We start from the raw sequence: 19,325 nt of genomic DNA, 5'->3' as shown, positions 1-19,325 counted from the left end.
ATCGAGGATGCTTGTTTGCTACGGAATTTCAGGGGTATGATAAAAGAGTCAGTGGCTGTGGCATTATCTAATATAAGACAAGTGCATTTAGAAATGGCATTACCACGGTTATTACGACGTATAAAACTACTATGTAAATGACATTTCCGTTAAGTAGTGCCTGCCAATTCTTTTTCCTTAGTTGATAAATATAGTTAGCAACCAAAAGTAATAGTAAGAAAATTACAGGAGCTAGGATTGCAGGGCTTAAAGGTGACAATGAACCTGCTGATGGATTGGAAAAAAAAGCAAGTGAAACAAATCCTACTACAACTAGGAAGAAAAAATTTATAACATGTACTACTATGTAATAAAGAATTTTCATAAAATCACTCCTAAATTTTAGTATTATATAATATATTCTAATTCATAATTCATTTCTCTCAATTTTATATCTTTCTTTCCTAATTCTGGATTAACTTTGGTAATACCTTTTTTGAATTTCAGTATTTCACTAACCTGCCCCATTAATTGAAGAAAACCTCTAAGGATCAAATGAATACTTTATACAAATCTAGTTAACATAATAGCAATTTCCGGAAGCCGACATGTACAAGCCCCTTGACGCACAAGGGGTTTGTACATGTCGGAATTTCCATTTATGCAGTATTTTATACAACGTTGATGAATCAGCGTTTTCGGCTTCTGAAAAAGCTTGTTGGTTGCATAAAAAAGTGTTGGTTTATACAATCATTTCTTTCATTAAAGCACCTTTTAATTGAAGGTCGACCTGAAGACTCTACGCTTCATTGATAATAATCGAAAAAAAGCCCTCGATAGTGTAAAAACTGGTTTAGTTCAACTGAGTTTTGTTTCAATATTTTTGATTGTATTGCTACACATTATTATTGACGGTGTATAACCCAACTTGCTCCAAAAACGTTCTGCCTCAATATTACCATGAGAATAATCCAAAATAAGTTCTTCAACTTCCCTATGTTTAAAAAATTTGATTATTTCTGTTACAATCGCTTTACCTACATTTTTTTTTCTATACTCAGGGTCAACCCACAAGTGATGTATATTACCAGTAATTTTTATCGAAAAGTCTTCGTGGTATTCTATTACACTTATTCCCATTCCAATTATTTGTTCAGTACCTTGCAAACAAGCTAAATGCACCTTAACATCCTTATTATTTAGATATCTTTGACAACTTTCTAAATAAGATTTTTCATCAGATATCCAATATCCAGGGTTTGATTTAGCCATGTGTCGCTCTAAATCTAATCTCATTCTTAATATAGCTGAAAGATGGTCTTTTTCATTTCCTTCGAAAATAATAACTTCTTGCCTCATTGAATTATCCTCCCTATTTTTCCATACTCCCCAAAATTATTGTTCCTGCATCACTTCATCATTCTGCTTTTCCAAAAATATTCGCTTGGTCCGCTTCATTCGAAATCCCTGCATTATTATTGATCAAATCAATTAGCGTCGTCTTAGCAGCAATCAAACGCGTTGCAGATTTTATCCTTACCACATCTAACTGCACCAACTAATCCTCCCTTGATACAGCGCTTTCGTTTCATCGAGAAAATCACAATTCCCCATAAATTGCCCAGCAAATACTTTATAACCATTCTCAATTAACCAGCGCGTTAGACTATTTCCTAACCCACTGTCAGCTCAAGTAACACGTGCTACTTTTTCCATAAGTATGTGTCCTTATTCGCTTATGTATTTATGTTATTTCCAACGTCTTCTATTATCATCATAACCCGATTTTAGAATATTGCATTAGCAATTCTATATTTTTTATTTTCTTTGTTGGATAAGCAATCTCAACTTTTTTGTATGAATGGATTAAACTACAAATCCGTATACAAGAAAAACTTCTAAAAGAAAATAACCTTTCCTTTAAAAGTTTCTTTATAGCGAGAAATACTTTCTCACTAAAGTCGCACTAAAAGGGCGTCATTACTCTGAGGTTGAAAGCCTGCAACGGATGTAAACGGCTAAATTCTTGGAGGACATGTAAGAAAACCGCTTATACAAAGCTATGAACCACTGAATATCCTATATTACTAAGCTAAATTAGAGGGGGGTTGTGAGATTGAAAAGGAGAAGATATAAAAAAAGGTTGCGCTTTTGTATCCTGCCAGGCTATAACTGGTGTGGACCTGGCTGCAGCGGACCGGGAGCTCCAATCAATAAAGTGGATGCGGCTTGTCGTGCACACGATGAATGTTATCGGCGATCCGGAAACTATTGTGAATGTGACCGAGAATTTCTTCGCCACCTCCGCCCATTGATAACCCCTCATACGAGAATGGGAAGACACGCGCATTTACTTCATCAATACATGAAATTTCAAACACTAGTTAATTGTGGATTTTATAGAGATTAAAGTAAGAGAGTTGCAAAATAGCCTTATTTTTTATGAATATGGGACAATTCTTAACATTCTATATAACTTTTTAGATTACTTGCTAAATCCCTTTTTTACATGTGAATTAGGTTGTATATTCAAGCATCCAGCTAAATTGGCCACTTTATCAGTGAACTGCATCCAAGCTCGCGGACATGTTGAACTCGATTTTATCCAGTAAAAATATGTGTTCCGGAAAAAGATAGTACAAAAAAAGTAGAGAGCATTATACTCTCTACTTACATTAGTGAGATATGCCCTGACTAATTTCAAATTATTGTGCTGTATAACCTCCGTCTACAAGCATGCTTGTACCCGTTACAAATGAGGCATCTTCACTTGCTAGGAACAAGACAACTTTTGCCACTTCTTCTGGTTTCCCAAGGCGTCCAAGTGGGTGAAGGTCAACGAGCTGTTGCTTCATTTCAGGATCCGCACCGGCGATTAACGGCGTATCGATATATCCAGGGCAGACGGCGTTCACACGAATACCTTCTTTTGCATAAGTTACGCCTAATGTCTGTGTTAAAAGCTTGACTCCGCCTTTCGCGGATGAATAAGCCGTCACTCCTATTTTCCCCGCATAGCTATGGATCGATCCTGAGTTAACAATTGCTCCACCTGTGCCTTGTTTAAGCATTTGCTCTATCGCATATTTATCCGAAAGAAAGACTCCTGATAAGTTGATATCAATCGTTCTTTTCCATTTTTCAAAAGTCAGTTCATGCGCTGCCCCATCATTCGCAATCCCGGCATTAGCAAACATAATATCAAGCTTTCTATATTTGTTAACTGTTTGTGTGATCATATTTTTGACATCATCTTCATTTGTTACATCTGTTTTGATAAAAAAAGTATCATATCCTTCGGTGTTAAGTTGTTCAGATTGTTCTTCTCCATGCTCAGAAAAGTCCGCAATTACCACTTTAGCTCCTTCTTCAACGAATAAGCGAACCGTAGCTTCACCGATTCCGCTCGCTCCTCCTGTTACAATTGCTACTTTATCAGTAAGTTTCATCCAACATCTCTCCTCATTTAAAGACTGACTTCTTGGAGGTTTTACATTATCCGCAGTTGTACCGCCATCAATGATAAATTGACCATAATGTATTACTTATAATAGCTTATACAATAATAGAATAAATACCCTCCAATTATAGGGGATTTATTCTAAAGGAAAAAGCAATTCAGGGTGTTCTTATATTTCATTTGCCCCTTTACTGAAAGAGGGCAATGTAGTATAATTCATGAAATGAGTTGGATATAAATGGTATTAAAATAAATATATTTAAGGGGTGCTTTTTTTGAGTAATGTAGTGTCGAAATAGGAGAAAAAATTAATAAAATAAATCTTATGGTAAATGGGCGCTTTGGGCTTCCTTTATTTTATTATGGATTTATTTAAATTACCTATGAAGATACCTACAATACTTTATAAAGCGTGTAACATTATTTATTGTTTAACTATACATTTCATCATGTTTAGTTTATTTAAACTTAAATAATAGGTCTACACATGCCTTGTTATAAAGTAAAGCAGTGGTATCCCCACGGCTTTTTTATTTTTAAAAAATGACAGTAAAATATTTGTATTAGGTATCTTCATTGGTGAGTAAATCATAGTGAGGAGAATAAAAATGAATACAATGACATTCGAAAAATTACAGTATAACGAATTAATGGAAGAAGTAAAATCATATTGTGTAAGCGAGTTAGGAAAGCAATTATTAGATCAGCTTCAGCCTAGCTCTCATATGAAAAAAGTGAAAAACCAATTAAGCGAAACAACGGAAGCGAGAAATATATTGAATACAAAATGTAGCGTTCCTTTGATTGGCCTTTTTAATATAGAGAATATGATTGAAAAGCTTGAAGAAGGAGTCATTTTCAATCCAACGGAATTAATGGATATGTCTACTTTTTTAAAGGGTTGTCGAAAGATGAAAGACTTTATGCTAGAAAGAGCGCTAATTGCACCTGTGCTAAGTTTGTATGCCCAATCCATGTCAGCATTCACAAGCATAGAAGAAGAAATTAATTTTTCCATTAAAGGTAATAAAGTCGATTCTGCTGCAAGTAAAGAATTAAAACGTATTAGAAGCCGCATCCAAACGACAGGGGAGAAAATTGAAGACAGATTAAATAAGTTTTTAAAAAGCAGTGCCAATAAGGAGTATATTCAAGAATTTTTTATTAGTAAGAAAGATGATAGATATACAATTCCGATCAAGGCTTCTTATAAGAACCATGTGACCGGAACGATTGTGGAGACGTCATCCAAAGGGGTAACTGTTTTTATTGAGCCTGCATCTATTACAAAGTTAACCACGGAATTAGCTACCTTAAAAGCGGAAGAAGCAATGGAAGAATATCAGATTTTAGCGACTTTATCTGGCATGATTTTTGAGGAAATAAGCAGTATAATGCTTAATATCGAACGCATTGGTCAATATGACATGATCTTTGCAAAGGCTAAACATAGCGAAAAGATTGGCGGTATAGAACCTAGGTTAAATAGTCATGGGTATATACAGTTAATTAAATGTAAACATCCTCTTCTACACGGAGAGATTGTTCCGTTAGATTTTGAAATTGGCAAAAGCTATCGCAGTTTAGTCATTACAGGTCCGAACGCTGGCGGAAAAACGGTTGTGTTAAAAACAGTTGGCTTACTAACCCTAGCCACGATGTCCGGTCTCCATATTGCAGCTGATCCCGCATCAGAAATCGCCGTTTTCGATCATATCTTCGTTGATATCGGTGATAATCAGAATATGGAAAACGCACTAAGTACTTTTTCATCCCATGTGAGTAATATTTCCGAAATCATGAGAGCAGCTAATAATAATACATTATTGTTATTTGATGAAATAGGTAGTGGGACAGAACCAAATGAAGGTGCCGCACTTGCGATTGCTATTTTGGAAGCCTTTTATCATATGGGATGCATGACAGTTGCTACTACCCACTATGGTGAAATAAAACGTTACTCGGAAATGCATATCGATTTCATGAACGCCGCTATGCAATTCAATAGTGAAACATTATCGCCTTTGTATAAACTTCTTATTGGAAAGTCTGGGGAAAGTAATGCCTTTTGGATTTCGCGAAAAATGAAAATACAGGAACATATTATACAAAAAGCACAGGTGTATATGAAAAATAAAGATTATCGTATTGAACGAGTGAACAAAAATATAATCAGAAAATCTGACGATGGGGCATGATTTGAGTTCAGCGATTGAAGAACCAGTGGTACGGAACGATTTGATGAAAATAAGGTATAGGGAATCGTAATCCCTATACCTTATTTTTGTTGAGTTAATTGTTATTTTACAATTTACGCAAGATGTCGTCTTTCCTTTTTCTAATCCCTCTTCTTGCATCACTTTAAAGCGTTAAGTGCGACCTCTGCAGCATTTGCAATCAACGCATCGTCATATTTGGCATTCTCCGTATCATGACGCGACATAATCGCAATGACAATTGGTTCTCTATTTTTCGGGAAAACAACTGCAATGTCGTTTCTCGTTCCATAACTTCCTGCCCCACTCTTATCGCCGACCTCCCAATCTTCAGGTGAACCCGCACGAATTAATGTATCTCCTGTAGCATTTCCAAGTAGCCAATCCGTGAATAGTTCACGCTTATCATCTGAAAGAATGTCGCCGACTGCGAATGCCCCGAGACTGGTAGCAAGAGCTTTTGGTGTACTAGTATCACGAGGATCTCCCGGGGTGAATTCATTCAACTCTGGTTCGTATCGATCCGCTTGGGTAATGTCGTCACCGATTTGCCGTAAAGCTTGTTCAAATCCTTCAGGACCTCCCAATTCGTTAAACAAAAGGTTCCCCGCTGTGTTGTCACTGTATCGAACCGCAGCCTCGCTTATGTCCATAAGCGTCATTCCGGTACCCACGTGTTTCTCGGTAACCGGAGAATAGGAAACCAAATCATCCTCGGTGTAAGTGATGACTTCTTTAAGCTCTTCCATAGTGTTTTGCTTCAGTACGATGGCCGCTGCCAAAGCCTTGTATGTCGATGTAAAGGCGAAACGCTCCTCTGGTCGATATTCGATGGTCTTATTTGAGCCCATATCGATTGCATAGACACCGAGCCGTGCGTCAAAGTCGTTCTCGAGTTGGGCAAATTTTTCATCTGTATTTGCTATTTGTTCCCCTTCGTTCCCCTCCTTAGATGAAGCATCAGGTGAACTTTCTCTATCCGCGCAAGCCGTGAGTGTAAGCAGCGTGAGTAGCAATATAGATAGTGTAAATTTATGTATGCTGAATTTGTATTTATATATTTTCATCAAATGAATAACCTCTTTCTACTTTAATAATTAAATTTGCACCCTATCTTCTTCATTTATAACTATTAAAAAGTCTTAATTGTTAACCGATAGGTATATCTTTTCCTGAACAAATCAAAATCAACTACACTTTCCTCCTTTAATCTTCAAATCAGTTGATTACAACTGTAGTCCTATACTACAATTGTAATCAAAGGATGTCAACCATTTAATTCAAAAAAGGAATACCCAACTTTCTAAAGACCACTGAGTTCGTATCTATTAAATTTTCCTCCATTAGGTATCAACAAACTAAAAATTGATAATCTAATAACGAATTGTTAAACTGCAAATACCACAGGGATTTTTTTAGCAACAAAGATGGAAGATATATATGATACAATTTGATAACCGATTTATGGATAAATCATAATGAAGTTTGTTGCAGCGGAAGTTATAGCGATACTTCGAGAAATGGAGGTAAAAAGAATGTTCCTCATTCATATATTCACATGTTTTATGGTGTCCTCTATTACTATAGTTATTATTATGCTCATTAAGAAGTTATTTTCAAGGCACATTTCAGAGAAATGGCAGTACAATCTATGGTTTTTGTTGTTAGCCGCATTGACGCTCCCATTTATACCGAAACAGTTGTTTCATTTTGAAAATCTTTTTCTATCATTCGATATAAATCAAAACAATGGGATTATCAATTCTTCTATCCACAACGTCGAAAGCTCAAGGCTCAGTAACGGAAACTGGATGCAGGATTTCACGGTATCTGTTAACCGTCTCAATCTGGATTTCCTGAATATAACGTTAGGCAGTATTTGGATTGCAGGCATGTTAGTGATGCTTATTCTGTCCCTACATGCCTGGTTTAAATTAAAGAAAATAAAAAATACAACATCGGTCTTGAACAATAAAGACGTTTTACACTTATTTGAACAGTGTAAGAATCGTTTGCATATATCTAAACCTATATTCATAGGAGAATCACCACTGGTCAAATCTCCAATGACGTTCGGAATATTTAAGACATACGTTGTATTGCCGATGCATCTGGACGAATCGATGCCTATAGAAAATTTCCAATACATTTTTATGCATGAACTACATCACTATAAATACAAAGATATTGCAACAAATTCCCTCCTCATCATTTATCAAATTATTTACTGGTTTAATCCACTTGTGTGGATTGCTTTTAAAGAAATGAGGGTAGATCGTGAAATCGCCTGTGATATGGCTGTTTTAAAATCATTGGATGAGCCTTGTCATGTAGATTATGGGAATACGATTATTCATTTCGTGGAACTAGCCTTACACTCGAAGCATGTTACTTGGACCAATCAATTTAATGGATTTAATGGTCCCAAGGAGCAAATCAAAAAACGGATTGAAAAAATTGCATCTTTTACGATTGAATCGAAGTGGTTAAAGCTGAAAAGTATTTCAATCTTTGTCCTTATAGGCCTATTCGTAGTGAGTCAAGTCCCATTTATTTCTGCCATGTCCACTGATAAAAACCGTTATAATTTTAACAGTGAAGAAAACACGCTTTATGAAGATTTCAGCGAATACTTCACTGGATATGATGGAAGCTTTGTATTATATGATATGAGAGCAGATCACTATACCATTTATAATAAAGATAGTAGCATGAATAGAGTTTCTCCGAATTCTACTTACAAAATTTATAGCGCATTAATTGGATTAGAGTTAGGGGTAATAACGGGTGATAATTCCACTATCAAATGGAATGGAACACAGTATCCTTATGAATCCTGGAATTCGAACCAAAGTTTATCGACAGCCATGAAAAATTCAGTAACCTGGTATTTTAACGAATTGGACCAAAAAATCCCGCGAGATACCATCCAAGCTTATCTAAAACAAATTGGCTATGGAAATTATGATCTTTCTGATGGAACAGACTATTGGCTAGAATCTTCCTTAAAGATATCTCCAATCGAACAAGTACAATTACTATCGGCATTTTATACAAACCAGTTTGGATTTGAAGATAAGAATATCCAAGCCGTTAAAGATTCCCTTTTATTAGAGGTATACGATGGTGCAAGTCTATCCGGAAAAACCGGTACTGGCAATGTGAATGGTAAGAATATAAACGGTTGGTTTATTGGATATGTAGAAACAAAGGGCAATACCTATTTCTTTGCAACCAATTTACAAAATGAAGATAATAGTTATGGAAGCAAGGCCGCAAAAATCACGTTATCTATTTTGAGGGATAAAGGAATCATTAAGGAAATTGGAGAATAATTGAATGTTACATACATCCAAAAGAAGGAGGGAAAATAAGGATGACGAAGAAAATCCCCAATATTTCAGAATCAGAATGGGAAATTATGCATGTGCTTTGGAATAGGTCTCCAAGAACGGCCAATGAAGTGATATCTTCCGTACAGGAGAAAACGGATTGGAAGTCGAAAACCGTACGCACCCTTTTGGATCGTCTTACTCAGAAAAAAGTGGTCGGTGTCAATAAAGATCAAAGAGTCTATACCTTTTACCCGCTTTATTCGCAAGAGGAGTGTCAGAGCGCCGAGACCCACTCTTTTATTAATCGAATTTATGGCGGAACGTTAAAGTCAATGTTGGTTCAGTTCATCCAGGAGGATTCTTTGTCAGAAGATGATATTAAAGAATTACGCTCCATATTGGGCGAAAAACCTAAAGAAAAGAGAATCAAAAAATGAAGTTAGTTGAAAGCCATGGTTATGCATTTCTTAGTTAGATTTAACAGTCCTTTCCCTGTTCTTGATATTTATCAGGAACAGGGAATTTTATTTTTATCATCATCTGTCAAAATGTTATATCAACATATTCACGTTCAAACACGGAAGTCGTAGCTCATTATTGATTTATCGGTAGCTGATCCACAGACTTCCAAACTGCAGCCTCTTTTTCATTTTCTGTGATCATTCCAAGTTCATTCATTCTATTTAGGACAACAGCCTGTCTGTTAAAGGCATCTTCAGGATGTTTAATCGGTGAAAAGTATTCAGGCGCTTTTGGTAGAGATGCGAGCATGGCCGCTTCTCTTAAAGTAACTGTTTCTTTTCCTAGGTCATTGGCTTGAAATGTTTTTCCTAGATAAAAATTAGCAGCCTGTTCAATCCCATATTTCCCATGTCCAAAGTAAATCGTATTTAAATACATTTCTAATATCTCTTCTTTTGTGTATATACGATCTAAATGAATCGCAATAAGCAGCTCTTTGAATTTACGATTAATCGATTTTTCTTGAGTTAAAAATTGATTTTTTGCTAATTGCATCGTGATCGTACTTCCACCTTCGGCAAAAGATCTAGTCTTAACATCAACAATAAACGCCCTAATCATTGAAATGGGATCCACACCAAAATGATGATAAAATCGATGATCCTCAATACTAACGAAAGCTTTCGGCAAATACGCAGGCATCTGCCCCATTGAAACAAACCCTGGTTCATTTCTTATTTCCTCCAGTTTTGCTAGTTGCTCGCCGTCTGTTAGCTTTTCACCTGCGATCACAGTAACTAGGCATAGAGCAAATATCACTAAAACAGAATAAATAAGCCACTTCAATATATTCATATTTTTCCTTTTCTTCTGTTTCTGCTCACGACTTGCTGATTTTCCACTTACATTTATATCTGATATATAACTTGCATTCATAGGAGATCTCTCCTTTATATTTCATTTTCTATCTTCAGTATAAAAGAGTATTCTCCCTGCTTCTATTGATCTTCCTTTCAGTAATCTTACATCTTTGTCACGTTAACAGTTAAATGCTTCCGTACTGAATAACAAAAAAGTTGCCCTTCAAAAACGAAGAAGCAACCTTATGTAATGAGTAATTTTAGTTATTCTAAACTATAATAATTTCGCGGACCATAAACCACCGCGTAAAATTAGGTCCCGATATGGTTGCACGTGAAAAGCAGATAGCTGATGGCCCGGCATTAAATAGACTACCCTACCAAGGCCAAATTCGTGTGCCCATGCTGCTGGCCACTTTTTACCTTCATGCTCATATTCAGCCAAAATCGTCGTTTGATAATGTGGATACATATCAAATCGATATGGCTCATCATCAATGATAAAATCCTCGATGCCTTTCATAATTGGATGCTCAGGCTCGCTGACTTGAATAGGTAAAGAACCAAATGCAGGATGCCCAGTAAATCTTGTACCAAGCATCGCACCAAGTTCTTGATTTCGTTGCAAAGAGACACCATTATGAATCGCCAGTAGTCCTCCCCCCTCAGCAACATAAGAAAGTAATGCAGCAGTACTTGATGCTGGTAATGGCTCATCAGCAAATTCTGTATAGGAAATAAACAATTCATTCCCTGCTAAGCGCTCCTTATCTAACACACTATAATCATCAGTGCTTTTCACATCAATGGAATCTTGAAAAATCATTTCGATCTGTTTATCTACATCTGTAAACGGATGATATTTTGCATCTGCATAATTCCCCAATGCTATCGCTTTTGGTTTACTCATTTCGACAATCCCCTTTAACTAATTATTTACCAAGGCCATTTCTTTCCGTCAATATCTAAAAAGATCGGCTGATCCGCCATGTATGTCTTGTGGTCTTTTACAAGATTCATAATTTTATGGGCCGATTCGTCCGTAGTTGTTGGTGCTTCCTCATTTAAAGTACCGCTCATATATGATTGTAACCACCCTGGATAAAACACCATCACCTGTCCACCAAACGTTCGTAAATGTTGATGCAAAATGGATGACTGCATATTCATCGCTGACTTAGACATGCAATACCCATACATATTCGTTCTTTTATTTTTTTCGACACTTCCAGCCTCAGACGAAATATTAACTACTAACTTAGTTGACCCTTGAAGCAATAACTCCATCAAACTATTAGTAACTCGCAAAGTCCCAAGCGTATTCACATTATATATTTCCTGCATCACTTCATAATTCTGCTTTTCCAAAATAGTCGCTTGATCCGCTTGATGCGAAATCCCTGCATTATTAATGATCAAATCAATATGCGTCGCCTTAGCAGCGATCATACGCGCTGCAGACTGAACACTCTCATCCTTACCCACGTCTAAAGGCACCAACTCAAGATCCTCCGGATATAACGCCTTCATTTCTTTGAGAAAATCACAGCTTTCCATGAACTGACCTGCAAATACTTTATATCCATTTTCCAATAACCAGCGGGTAAGACTAATCCCTAATCCTCTGTCAGCTCCGGTAACAACAGCGATCTTTTTCATGAGTATGTATCCACCTCGATTTTGATAGATTTAGCTTACGTTACTTCCAACGCCCTCTATTATTATCATAACCCAAATTTAGAATATTGCGTGGATACTTCCACCACTTTATTTATTTTCTTAGATATATAATTAATTGTACAAACAATCTCAACTTCTTTATATGAATTCAAAACTACAAATCCGTATACAAGAAAAACTTCTAAAAGAAAATTACTTTTCTTTTAGAAGTTTCTTTACAGCCAGTAAGTTATTTGTTTTTTAAAGTCGCATTAAAAAGAAAGAACTACTCAGTTTCTACGTCACCATTCCCTGTATTATCATCTACACCAGCAGGTTCCTCCATATTTAGTGGATTTATATCTTGACCACCACTACATGCAACAACAAGGGACAGGGCAAACATCGGAACTAACAGTTTCCAATATCGTTTCATTTCAATTCCTCCTAACTATTTTGAAAAATAATTACAGAGGTTTCCACTCCCTTCTTTCGTATCTAATATCATCATATACATCCGCTTCCGAAAACTTTATTGATTAACCCATACTTAACCGGCTTTTAAATGAACTGTTAGATTTAGTTAATAAAAGAAATGAAGATTTAATGAAATGGTTTTTTTGATGCATGAGGCGGACATTTTAAGAAAAGAAGGGATTATAAAGTTGTTGCAATAATAATCTCTCCTTTATTTGTAAGTGAAATCCGCTAATCGACGCCGAAAATCTAGAAAGGACTGGCTGGCTTTTGAATGTTTATTACTCTATTTAATATTAATGCACCCATACCCTGAATAATCGTCTTAACAAAGAGTTGACCGAAAATAGCAAACGGCACTGCTTCCCACGGAATAAAGTTTGCCCCAAGTGGACTTAGGCCGATAATGACAAATATAGTTGAATCAAAGAATCCCCCAACTAATCCACTGTAAAACACCCTCCATGCAATCGGAAGTTTTAGCCTAGTATAAATTTCTGTATCCGTCGTCTCTGATACAGCAAATGAAATAGCTGAGGCAAGCACAATTAATAATGTATCCCCTAATAGAAAGGAAACGAGCGCAGAAATAATGAGTGCAACTACAATTGCAATATATGTTTTATTTCTACCATATTTATTCTGTACTAGATCTCTTAAAATAAAAGTTGCGCCTATCAAAAATGTCCCCATCGGCACAATAAAAACTCCAAGCGATAATGGAGCGAATGATGCTGTCACCACAATGGCTATTACGATCGCCACTAAATATGAAATTAATCTAATCATAATTTCTTCTCCTTTGCATAAAAAAACAGCACTCTAAGAAAAGAGTACTGTTTTCCTTAGTTTTTTTGAGAGGGTAGCTAAAACCTCTACCGCATACAGCGGATTTAATTAGTAGCTTAAAAGTCTCCCGTTTAGTCATCTAATCAAAGTCCTCCTCACTCCACTGTTTTTGAGTAAGCCTTTGGTTCAAATAAGACTCAAACTTCGTCCCAAATAATGTCTCCGGCCGTAAATACTTATTCCAATGGGGATCATGCAGCCATTCTGCTGTTTTCAAGTCAATAACCTTCTTAAAATCAGCCAATGTAAAACCTTCCTTCCAGCGTGCGCGAATGAAAGCCTGCGTCTTCTTTGTGCCTGCTTTGTAGGAGGATTTCGTTTTTTCATTCAAGTATGCAATCACTTCGTAAAAAGGGATAGTATTATCTTCTGTCGTAGTCTCTGTCGTAGTCTCTGTCGTAGTCTCTGTAGTAATCTCTGGTATTGCTCGTACCAAACCCATCTCATGTCCAGGGCAATCTGCGTCATGGATTGGCTCATTCTGAATAGCGGTCTGCTCATTTCGACACACTCCCTCTAATTCAGCAAGCTTCTCATAATTGATGCTATACCATTTCGTCTGATCCATTTTTAAACGATTAAAATTGCTAGCTGTAACATACCCCTGCTTTTCCAACGCCTTCATCATCCGCTTAATCGTGCTCTCTGACCAAAATGGAAATTGCATCTGCAAATCCTTATACGTGTTATAAATCCACTTTCGTCCATTCTGCAGATGCGAGCTTGTCTCTAACCAATAATGAATTTGCTGTAGCACTATCGCCTCATTCAACCCTAGTTTTACAGCCAGCGATGGAATAATCATCACGGGATATTCCTTCATTAATAATTTGCTCATCACTTTTCCCCCTAGCCTTTTCATTTTAAAAGAAATCGGAACCGTTTCAGCTTTCATGACCAAACCAAGTCATTTTAAACTCTTGCATCGGTTCGCCGCCTCCTGCCCTTTATATATACAGGAATTTGGAAAAAGGACACCTTAGTTGAAGAAAATATATGAAATTTACTTTTACAACCCAACATTTGAACGGTCAAATAGACGGTCAGTTAGCGCCACTTCCTCGGCCAGCTTGATTATATAGACAGTTTTAATTCGGAAGAACAGAAGCAGATGGATGAATTAACGAAGGATTTTCCTGATATTTCCGGGGAGCTTCAGAACAACGGGGATGGATATTATAATGAATTATTGGCTATTTTTCAGCAAAATTTCCAAGGGCCTGAAGAGCCGGCTATTACGAATTTTATGAAGGGACTGCCAAAAGACGGGAATGTCGGATTGCGGATTTATGGACATATAGGGACGGGAAGGGCTTAAACCCGTGAAGGAAACTTTAGTAAAACACCCAATCCTTTGGAATATGAATAATTAATCGAGTAGGAGGTTAATCATTAATTGATTAGCCGACCTCCCACACCAATCAATCTGTGTACGGTTCCATATATGGCAAGATTCCACGACCATACAAATGGTCTAGCCCTTTTAATCCAGTCGCACCAAAAAAGCGCACCTAACATAAATTAGATACGCCACAATAAAATTAATAATATATATGTTTTGCATTCTCACGCATAATTTTTGTATGAATCATATCTACTCTGCTTCCGTTAACTTCTTGGCTGCCTCAAACAGAATATACACAGCTTTTTCTATATCACGAGAATCTGACCACTCTTCCGGACAATGACTTAATCCGTTTTTACTAGGAACAAATAGCATCGCTACGTCAGTAAAATCCGAGAAGACCATAGCATCGTGACCCGCACCACTATGAATGGGACTGTATTCAATTTTTAACTCATCACATTTTTCCTTCAAAAGGGACATAATGTCTTGATTCATTGCTTTTGGTGGAATATATAAAGATTGTTCTACAGATGTTTGCATACCATGACCACTATATGACTCTATTAATTCTTCTACCTTTTGGATGACATCCAATACATGTTCTTCTTTACTAGATCGAATATCAATTGAGAACACTGTTTTTTCCGGGATCACATTTGCTCCGTTTGGAAATACATGAAGGCGCCCAGTCGTTATAACTGTCCCTTCACCAATTGCAAGTTCTGGCAACTGAGCAATAATCTTGGCCGTTGTTACTAATGCATCATATCTGCGGTCCATTGGTGTTGTTCCTGCATGTCCTGCTTGGCCTGTTATTGTTACCTCTAATTGAGTTAATCCTACAATTGACTCTACTACACCAATCGGAATATTTTTTTCCTCAAGAATCGGCCCTTGCTCGATATGTAATTCAAGGAATGCCTTTATTGTTTTTGGGTCTCTTTTTTTCGGAAGTGTGCTATTAAGCCCAATACTTGCCATCGCCTCTTCTGTTGAGATTCCGTCTTTATCATTTATTTGCTTAAATTCATCCTCGCTAAGTAACCCAACAATCCCTCTTGATCCCATTAATCCTGCTCCGAACCTTCCTCCCTCTTCTTCGACAAGAGCAATGACTTCTAAAGGATATTTAGGTTTAATATGATTTTTTGAAAAGAGAGCGGCTACTTCAAGCCCTGCTACTATCCCTGCAGGACCATCATAGTTACCCCCATTTGGGACAGAGTCAAAATGCGAACCTATTAGCACACTCGGTGCGTCTTTTAAAGTTCCTTCAAGTTTACCAAATATATTTCCAACCCCATCTTCTCTAACCTTTAATCCATATTCCTTCATCTTTTCTTTAATATAATTCCTTGCCTGTAAATCCTCTTTACTATAAGTAAGACGAGTCGTGCCTCTTCCTGGTGTGGAAGTAAACCAACTCAATGTATCTATATGTCTTTCAATTCGTTCTTGCACATCTTTCATATTGAAAATTACCCCTCTCCTATAGAAAAAAAGCACAAGAGCCGTCTTGAATTAGTTTTTAAACCCTCAAGATGGATTGGCTTGCCCTAAGAGCCGATGGCGCCTAGAGTTAAACATATAACTTAAATGGGAATGGTTTTGTCATTAATAATAATAATAATAGCCTACTTCTAATCCTCTAGCAACGGCTTACTGTTACAGCCAACGATGGAATAATCATCACGGGATATTCCTTCACTAATAATTTGCTCATCACTTTTCCCCCTAGCCTTTTCATTTAAAAGAAATCGGAACCGTATTATGGTTTCTCGCATTTTAGAAAGTTGCCAGTTCATTTTAAAAATAGCCGAATGTATATACGTTTTCAAATGAACAATATTAGGGTATAATATGTTCAATAAGGTCATAAATTAAAAAAACCGCTTCGATGCTCGATACATCGAAACGGTTACGCAATAGCTGGTTCCCTTTTATGGGGGTCGGCACAATGAACGTGCTAAAACCGCCAGAGCTGGGTAAACTCATGGGCGGTTTTAGTCTTTTTTATGGAATGACAGAATGGCCACAACCAAGATTGCAAATGCAATCATACTGGTCAACGATTCGAAAACTGTCATACGGCATCACCTCCCTCCTAATTGGAGGAACTGTGTGCCGACCGCCCGTGAGAAACCTATTATATTGCTCTTTTATTGTAGCATATACATTGTGACAAATCTGAATATTTCAAGAAAATACCTTCTTAATATTTTCGAAGTAATTTAGTGAATAAGATCCTGAATAAAGCCTGATACCCCACACATCAGCCGTTTTACTTCCGCATCTAGTTTTTAGTTTAACAGCACTTCATTTCTATATTGATGATGCTCATGTTTTACCACATTTGCTCCCGCTTCTCGCTATTGAAACAGTGGTAGCATTTGATACTTTTTACATTTTCCGAAATTTTTATAAATAAAATTGGATAGTACTCGGATCAATAATATTGAAACCTCTATTAGAAAAGAAGCATTTTTTGCTTTTTAATTTCCCTGCTTCCCTTCAACTGCTCAAATAATCTTTCCACAGTCCCAATCCCAACATTTTCGTATTTAGCAAGGATGACAAGCTCCCTTGGCAATTGTCCTACCGTTTCGATTTGGTCTTCGTTAAGCTGCCTGATGAGACTTGGACTCCCAATAACGTGTTTACAGACAACTTATATATGAATCCCACAAACTAAACATAAGCAGGTGTACAGTATTGGATATCAAGCATTTACAGTTGCATATAGCGGGTTTCATATGAGAAAAACTTTAAATTGTGTGGATCAATATTCCCTGTTCAAACCATAAGCCAGTGCGGTGCAAGATTAGATTATATTAGATCAGAAAAATGGTTTTTACTACCTCTTATAATTTCTTTAGAACATGAGAAAAATAAAGCGAAATTCAATTAGTGGGGGTTTTCTATCATCCTCCACTGATTGTTAAGGAACTCAGGCTAAGGTCGCCGCGTCCTGCGGCAACGCCTGAGTGACCAACATCCTGTCGGCCTGAACCAATCGGGCCTTTACGGGTAGTTGATCCCCGACTTACTCTTCATTGTTTTTACTCGAAATCCTTGAAGTGGGGGTTTTACTGCCCGTTAATCTGCGATAAATTTAACTTTTATGACAGGAGGTAATTATTTTTATGGACATCCAGCGCGCACAAGAAATTATGAATTCAACCAATAAGATCAACGTCCATTATCGCGGGATACCAGTATATCTTCAAGAAGTACATACAAATACTAAAACAGCTACGATTTTCCCTCTTGATGAGCTGAATAATGTACAACTGGTAGATTTGGATGGCTTATTTGAAACAGGACCTTGAAAAATAATGGAGGGATTAGAATGAACAAACAAAGAGCAGGAGAAATCGCACTATCGCCTGACTTAAAAAAGGTCACATATAATGGTCAACGAGTCTATATTCAACATGTGAATGAACAAAGCGATACAGCACGCATTTATCCATTGGATGACCCAACAAACGAATTTGAAGTGCAGCTTACTAATCTTTTTGAGGAATAGATGGATGAAACAAAATAAACTCAAGGTATTTTCCTCTATTCACTTGCAATATAATATTAGCACTTGTTTTCTGTACGCCGGGGCATCTGCACACAATTATCAGCTAGATGCGTTAACTTTTTCTCTATTACCCATGTAATGAACAACGCATATGCTACAGTTTTATCCAATTGGGATCCATTTCTTGTGTTGCCCTTTCTTATGATCCATAAATAATTGTGGTTACCTTTTTCAAGCCTACGAGTAAAAATATCTTTTTTATAGTCCTTAACACCAATATCACTAAGTTTCCTTAAATTAAAATAAATCAAGCCTATGGACATTTTATATGTCTATAGGCTTGAAACATAAGATTAATTATATTTATTTTGTAATAATGAAGCTGCTGCATCATCCATAATAAACGTAACGTTTGGATGAGTCCGTAGAATAGATGCAGGGCAATCTTCGTTGATTGGCCCCTCAAGGGTTGCTTTCACAGCTTCGGCTTTTCTTTCACCCGATGAAGCCACAAGAATATGTTTCGCCTCCATTATATCTGCTAAGCCCATTGTAAGCATTTGTGTAGGAGCTTCTTCTTGTGATAAATTATGATAACCCATTGTACTTTGAATTGTGGATTCATCACTATCGGCAAGAAACAAGCGAGAGTTAAAGGATGTTCCAGGTTCGTTTGCAGCTAAATGCGCATTTACACCTAACCCTACAATTTGTAAATCTCGTGGATATTTCCTTAGAATCTCCTTATAGCGTTCTATTTCTGCTTGTGTGTCTTCTACATCTCCATCTAATAATCCGATGTATGTAGGTTTTGACTTTATTAAATCATAAAACTTTTTATGCATATACGTATATACTGTAAAAGCTTTATTCTTTTTTGCTATATACTCATCTAAGTTTGTGAAAATAGCTTTCTTGATTGATAGTTTATCATTATTAATTGCTTCCACTAATAACTCAAAAGTCCCGTCGTAGCTAGCGCCTGTAGTTGTATTGATAACTGCACGTTCATTTTCTGATAGAGTATTGGCAATTACCTTATAAGCTTCTCTTGACATATCATCATAATTTTTCGTTTGAATAATTTTCATTTATTGTACTCCTTTAACAAAATTAATCTTTTATGCTACTGTCCAAATATCTTTCACTCT

The 19,325-nt window shown here is 36.7% G+C and carries 19 protein-coding genes and 1 pseudogene; 8 read left to right on the top strand and 12 right to left on the bottom strand.

The window, feature by feature from the left end; translation table 11 throughout:
* Positions 1-837 precede the first annotated feature (837 nt).
* Both MHB53_RS18800 and MHB53_RS18795 read right to left on the bottom strand, forming a co-directional pair.
* Positions 838-1,338, bottom strand: a complete 501-nt coding sequence (locus MHB53_RS18800; RefSeq protein ID WP_340921264.1) for a GNAT family N-acetyltransferase — start codon at positions 1,336-1,338, stop codon at positions 838-840.
* 58 nt (positions 1,339-1,396) lie between these two features.
* Positions 1,397-1,534 carry a hypothetical protein gene (locus tag MHB53_RS18795; protein WP_340921262.1) on the bottom strand — a complete coding sequence of 46 codons (138 nt, stop codon included), beginning with the start codon at positions 1,532-1,534 and terminating at the stop codon, positions 1,397-1,399.
* A gap of 555 nt (positions 1,535-2,089) precedes the next feature.
* Here MHB53_RS18795 and MHB53_RS18790 point away from each other — a divergent pair.
* Positions 2,090-2,389 carry a phospholipase gene (locus MHB53_RS18790; RefSeq protein WP_340921260.1) on the top strand — a complete coding sequence of 100 codons (300 nt, stop codon included), beginning with the start codon at positions 2,090-2,092 and terminating at the stop codon, positions 2,387-2,389.
* Between the two features lie 295 nt (positions 2,390-2,684).
* On the opposite strand, the gene MHB53_RS18785 is transcribed toward MHB53_RS18790, so the two are convergent.
* The gene (locus MHB53_RS18785) at positions 2,685-3,428 is read right to left on the bottom strand and encodes an SDR family NAD(P)-dependent oxidoreductase (RefSeq protein WP_340921259.1); all 744 of its coding nucleotides are present in this window, start codon (positions 3,426-3,428) and stop codon (positions 2,685-2,687) included.
* Positions 3,429-4,047: 619 nt separating this feature from the next.
* Here MHB53_RS18785 and MHB53_RS18780 point away from each other — a divergent pair.
* Positions 4,048-5,619: pseudogene (locus tag MHB53_RS18780) on the top strand (endonuclease MutS2); the annotation flags it as partial.
* A gap of 176 nt (positions 5,620-5,795) precedes the next feature.
* Here the strand turns inward: MHB53_RS18780 and bla are convergent.
* Positions 5,796-6,722 carry a class A beta-lactamase gene (gene bla, locus MHB53_RS18775; RefSeq protein WP_340924843.1) on the bottom strand — a complete coding sequence of 309 codons (927 nt, stop codon included), beginning with the start codon at positions 6,720-6,722 and terminating at the stop codon, positions 5,796-5,798.
* 468 nt (positions 6,723-7,190) lie between these two features.
* On the opposite strand from bla, the gene MHB53_RS18770 reads away from it, so the two are divergent.
* Positions 7,191-8,990 (top strand): BlaR1 family beta-lactam sensor/signal transducer, encoded by a 1,800-nt coding sequence (locus MHB53_RS18770; protein WP_340924841.1) that lies wholly within the window; start codon positions 7,191-7,193, stop codon positions 8,988-8,990.
* 41 nt (positions 8,991-9,031) lie between these two features.
* Entirely contained in the window at positions 9,032-9,427 is a 396-nt protein-coding gene (blaI, locus tag MHB53_RS18765) for a penicillinase repressor BlaI (RefSeq protein WP_340921257.1), read from the top strand.
* A gap of 157 nt (positions 9,428-9,584) precedes the next feature.
* Here the strand turns inward: blaI and MHB53_RS18760 are convergent, their stop codons facing one another.
* From MHB53_RS18760 to MHB53_RS18735, 6 genes are all read right to left on the bottom strand, one after another.
* The gene (locus tag MHB53_RS18760) at positions 9,585-10,388 is read right to left on the bottom strand and encodes a transglycosylase domain-containing protein (RefSeq protein WP_340921255.1); all 804 of its coding nucleotides are present in this window, start codon (positions 10,386-10,388) and stop codon (positions 9,585-9,587) included.
* Between the two features lie 198 nt (positions 10,389-10,586).
* Entirely contained in the window at positions 10,587-11,222 is a 636-nt protein-coding gene (locus MHB53_RS18755) for a ThuA domain-containing protein (RefSeq protein WP_340921253.1), read from the bottom strand.
* A 26-nt stretch (positions 11,223-11,248) separates the two neighbouring features.
* Positions 11,249-11,971, bottom strand: a complete 723-nt coding sequence (locus MHB53_RS18750) for an SDR family NAD(P)-dependent oxidoreductase (protein WP_340921250.1) — start codon at positions 11,969-11,971, stop codon at positions 11,249-11,251.
* Between the two features lie 286 nt (positions 11,972-12,257).
* Entirely contained in the window at positions 12,258-12,407 is a 150-nt protein-coding gene (locus MHB53_RS18745) for a hypothetical protein (RefSeq protein WP_340921248.1), read from the bottom strand.
* Positions 12,408-12,697: 290 nt separating this feature from the next.
* On the bottom strand, positions 12,698-13,237 hold the full coding sequence (locus tag MHB53_RS18740; protein ID WP_445661454.1) for a VUT family protein: 540 nt from the start codon (positions 13,235-13,237) through the stop codon (positions 12,698-12,700).
* 139 nt (positions 13,238-13,376) lie between these two features.
* Entirely contained in the window at positions 13,377-14,135 is a 759-nt protein-coding gene (locus MHB53_RS18735; protein ID WP_340921246.1) for a conserved phage C-terminal domain-containing protein, read from the bottom strand.
* A 273-nt stretch (positions 14,136-14,408) separates the two neighbouring features.
* Here MHB53_RS18735 and MHB53_RS18730 point away from each other — a divergent pair, with 273 nt between their 5' ends.
* The gene (locus MHB53_RS18730) at positions 14,409-14,615 is read left to right on the top strand and encodes a hypothetical protein (RefSeq protein ID WP_340921244.1); all 207 of its coding nucleotides are present in this window, start codon (positions 14,409-14,411) and stop codon (positions 14,613-14,615) included.
* 276 nt (positions 14,616-14,891) lie between these two features.
* On the opposite strand, the gene MHB53_RS18725 is transcribed toward MHB53_RS18730, so the two are convergent.
* Entirely contained in the window at positions 14,892-16,115 is a 1,224-nt protein-coding gene (locus tag MHB53_RS18725) for a Zn-dependent hydrolase (protein ID WP_340921242.1), read from the bottom strand.
* A gap of 487 nt (positions 16,116-16,602) precedes the next feature.
* Here MHB53_RS18725 and MHB53_RS18720 point away from each other — a divergent pair, with 487 nt between their 5' ends.
* The 3 genes from MHB53_RS18720 to MHB53_RS18710 all read left to right on the top strand — a co-directional run bounded on the left by MHB53_RS18720 (position 16,603) and on the right by MHB53_RS18710 (position 18,174).
* Positions 16,603-16,827 carry a hypothetical protein gene (locus MHB53_RS18720; RefSeq protein ID WP_340921240.1) on the top strand — a complete coding sequence of 75 codons (225 nt, stop codon included), beginning with the start codon at positions 16,603-16,605 and terminating at the stop codon, positions 16,825-16,827.
* Between the two features lie 961 nt (positions 16,828-17,788).
* The gene (locus tag MHB53_RS18715; protein WP_340921238.1) at positions 17,789-17,974 is read left to right on the top strand and encodes an H-type small acid-soluble spore protein; all 186 of its coding nucleotides are present in this window, start codon (positions 17,789-17,791) and stop codon (positions 17,972-17,974) included.
* A 20-nt stretch (positions 17,975-17,994) separates the two neighbouring features.
* A complete protein-coding gene (locus tag MHB53_RS18710; protein ID WP_340921236.1) occupies positions 17,995-18,174 on the top strand; it encodes a small acid-soluble spore protein H in 180 nt (59 codons plus the stop codon).
* 353 nt (positions 18,175-18,527) lie between these two features.
* Here the strand turns inward: MHB53_RS18710 and MHB53_RS18705 are convergent, their stop codons facing one another.
* A complete protein-coding gene (locus MHB53_RS18705) occupies positions 18,528-19,265 on the bottom strand; it encodes a glucosamine-6-phosphate deaminase (RefSeq protein ID WP_340921234.1) in 738 nt (245 codons plus the stop codon).
* Positions 19,266-19,325 lie beyond the last annotated feature (60 nt).

It is taken from the genome of Bacillus sp. FSL K6-3431, from assembly GCF_038002605.1.
GTDB lineage: Bacteria > Bacillota > Bacilli > Bacillales > Bacillaceae_C > Lederbergia.
The sequence above is the reverse complement of the archived record's forward strand: the minus strand, read 5'-3'. Positions and strand labels throughout refer to the sequence as shown.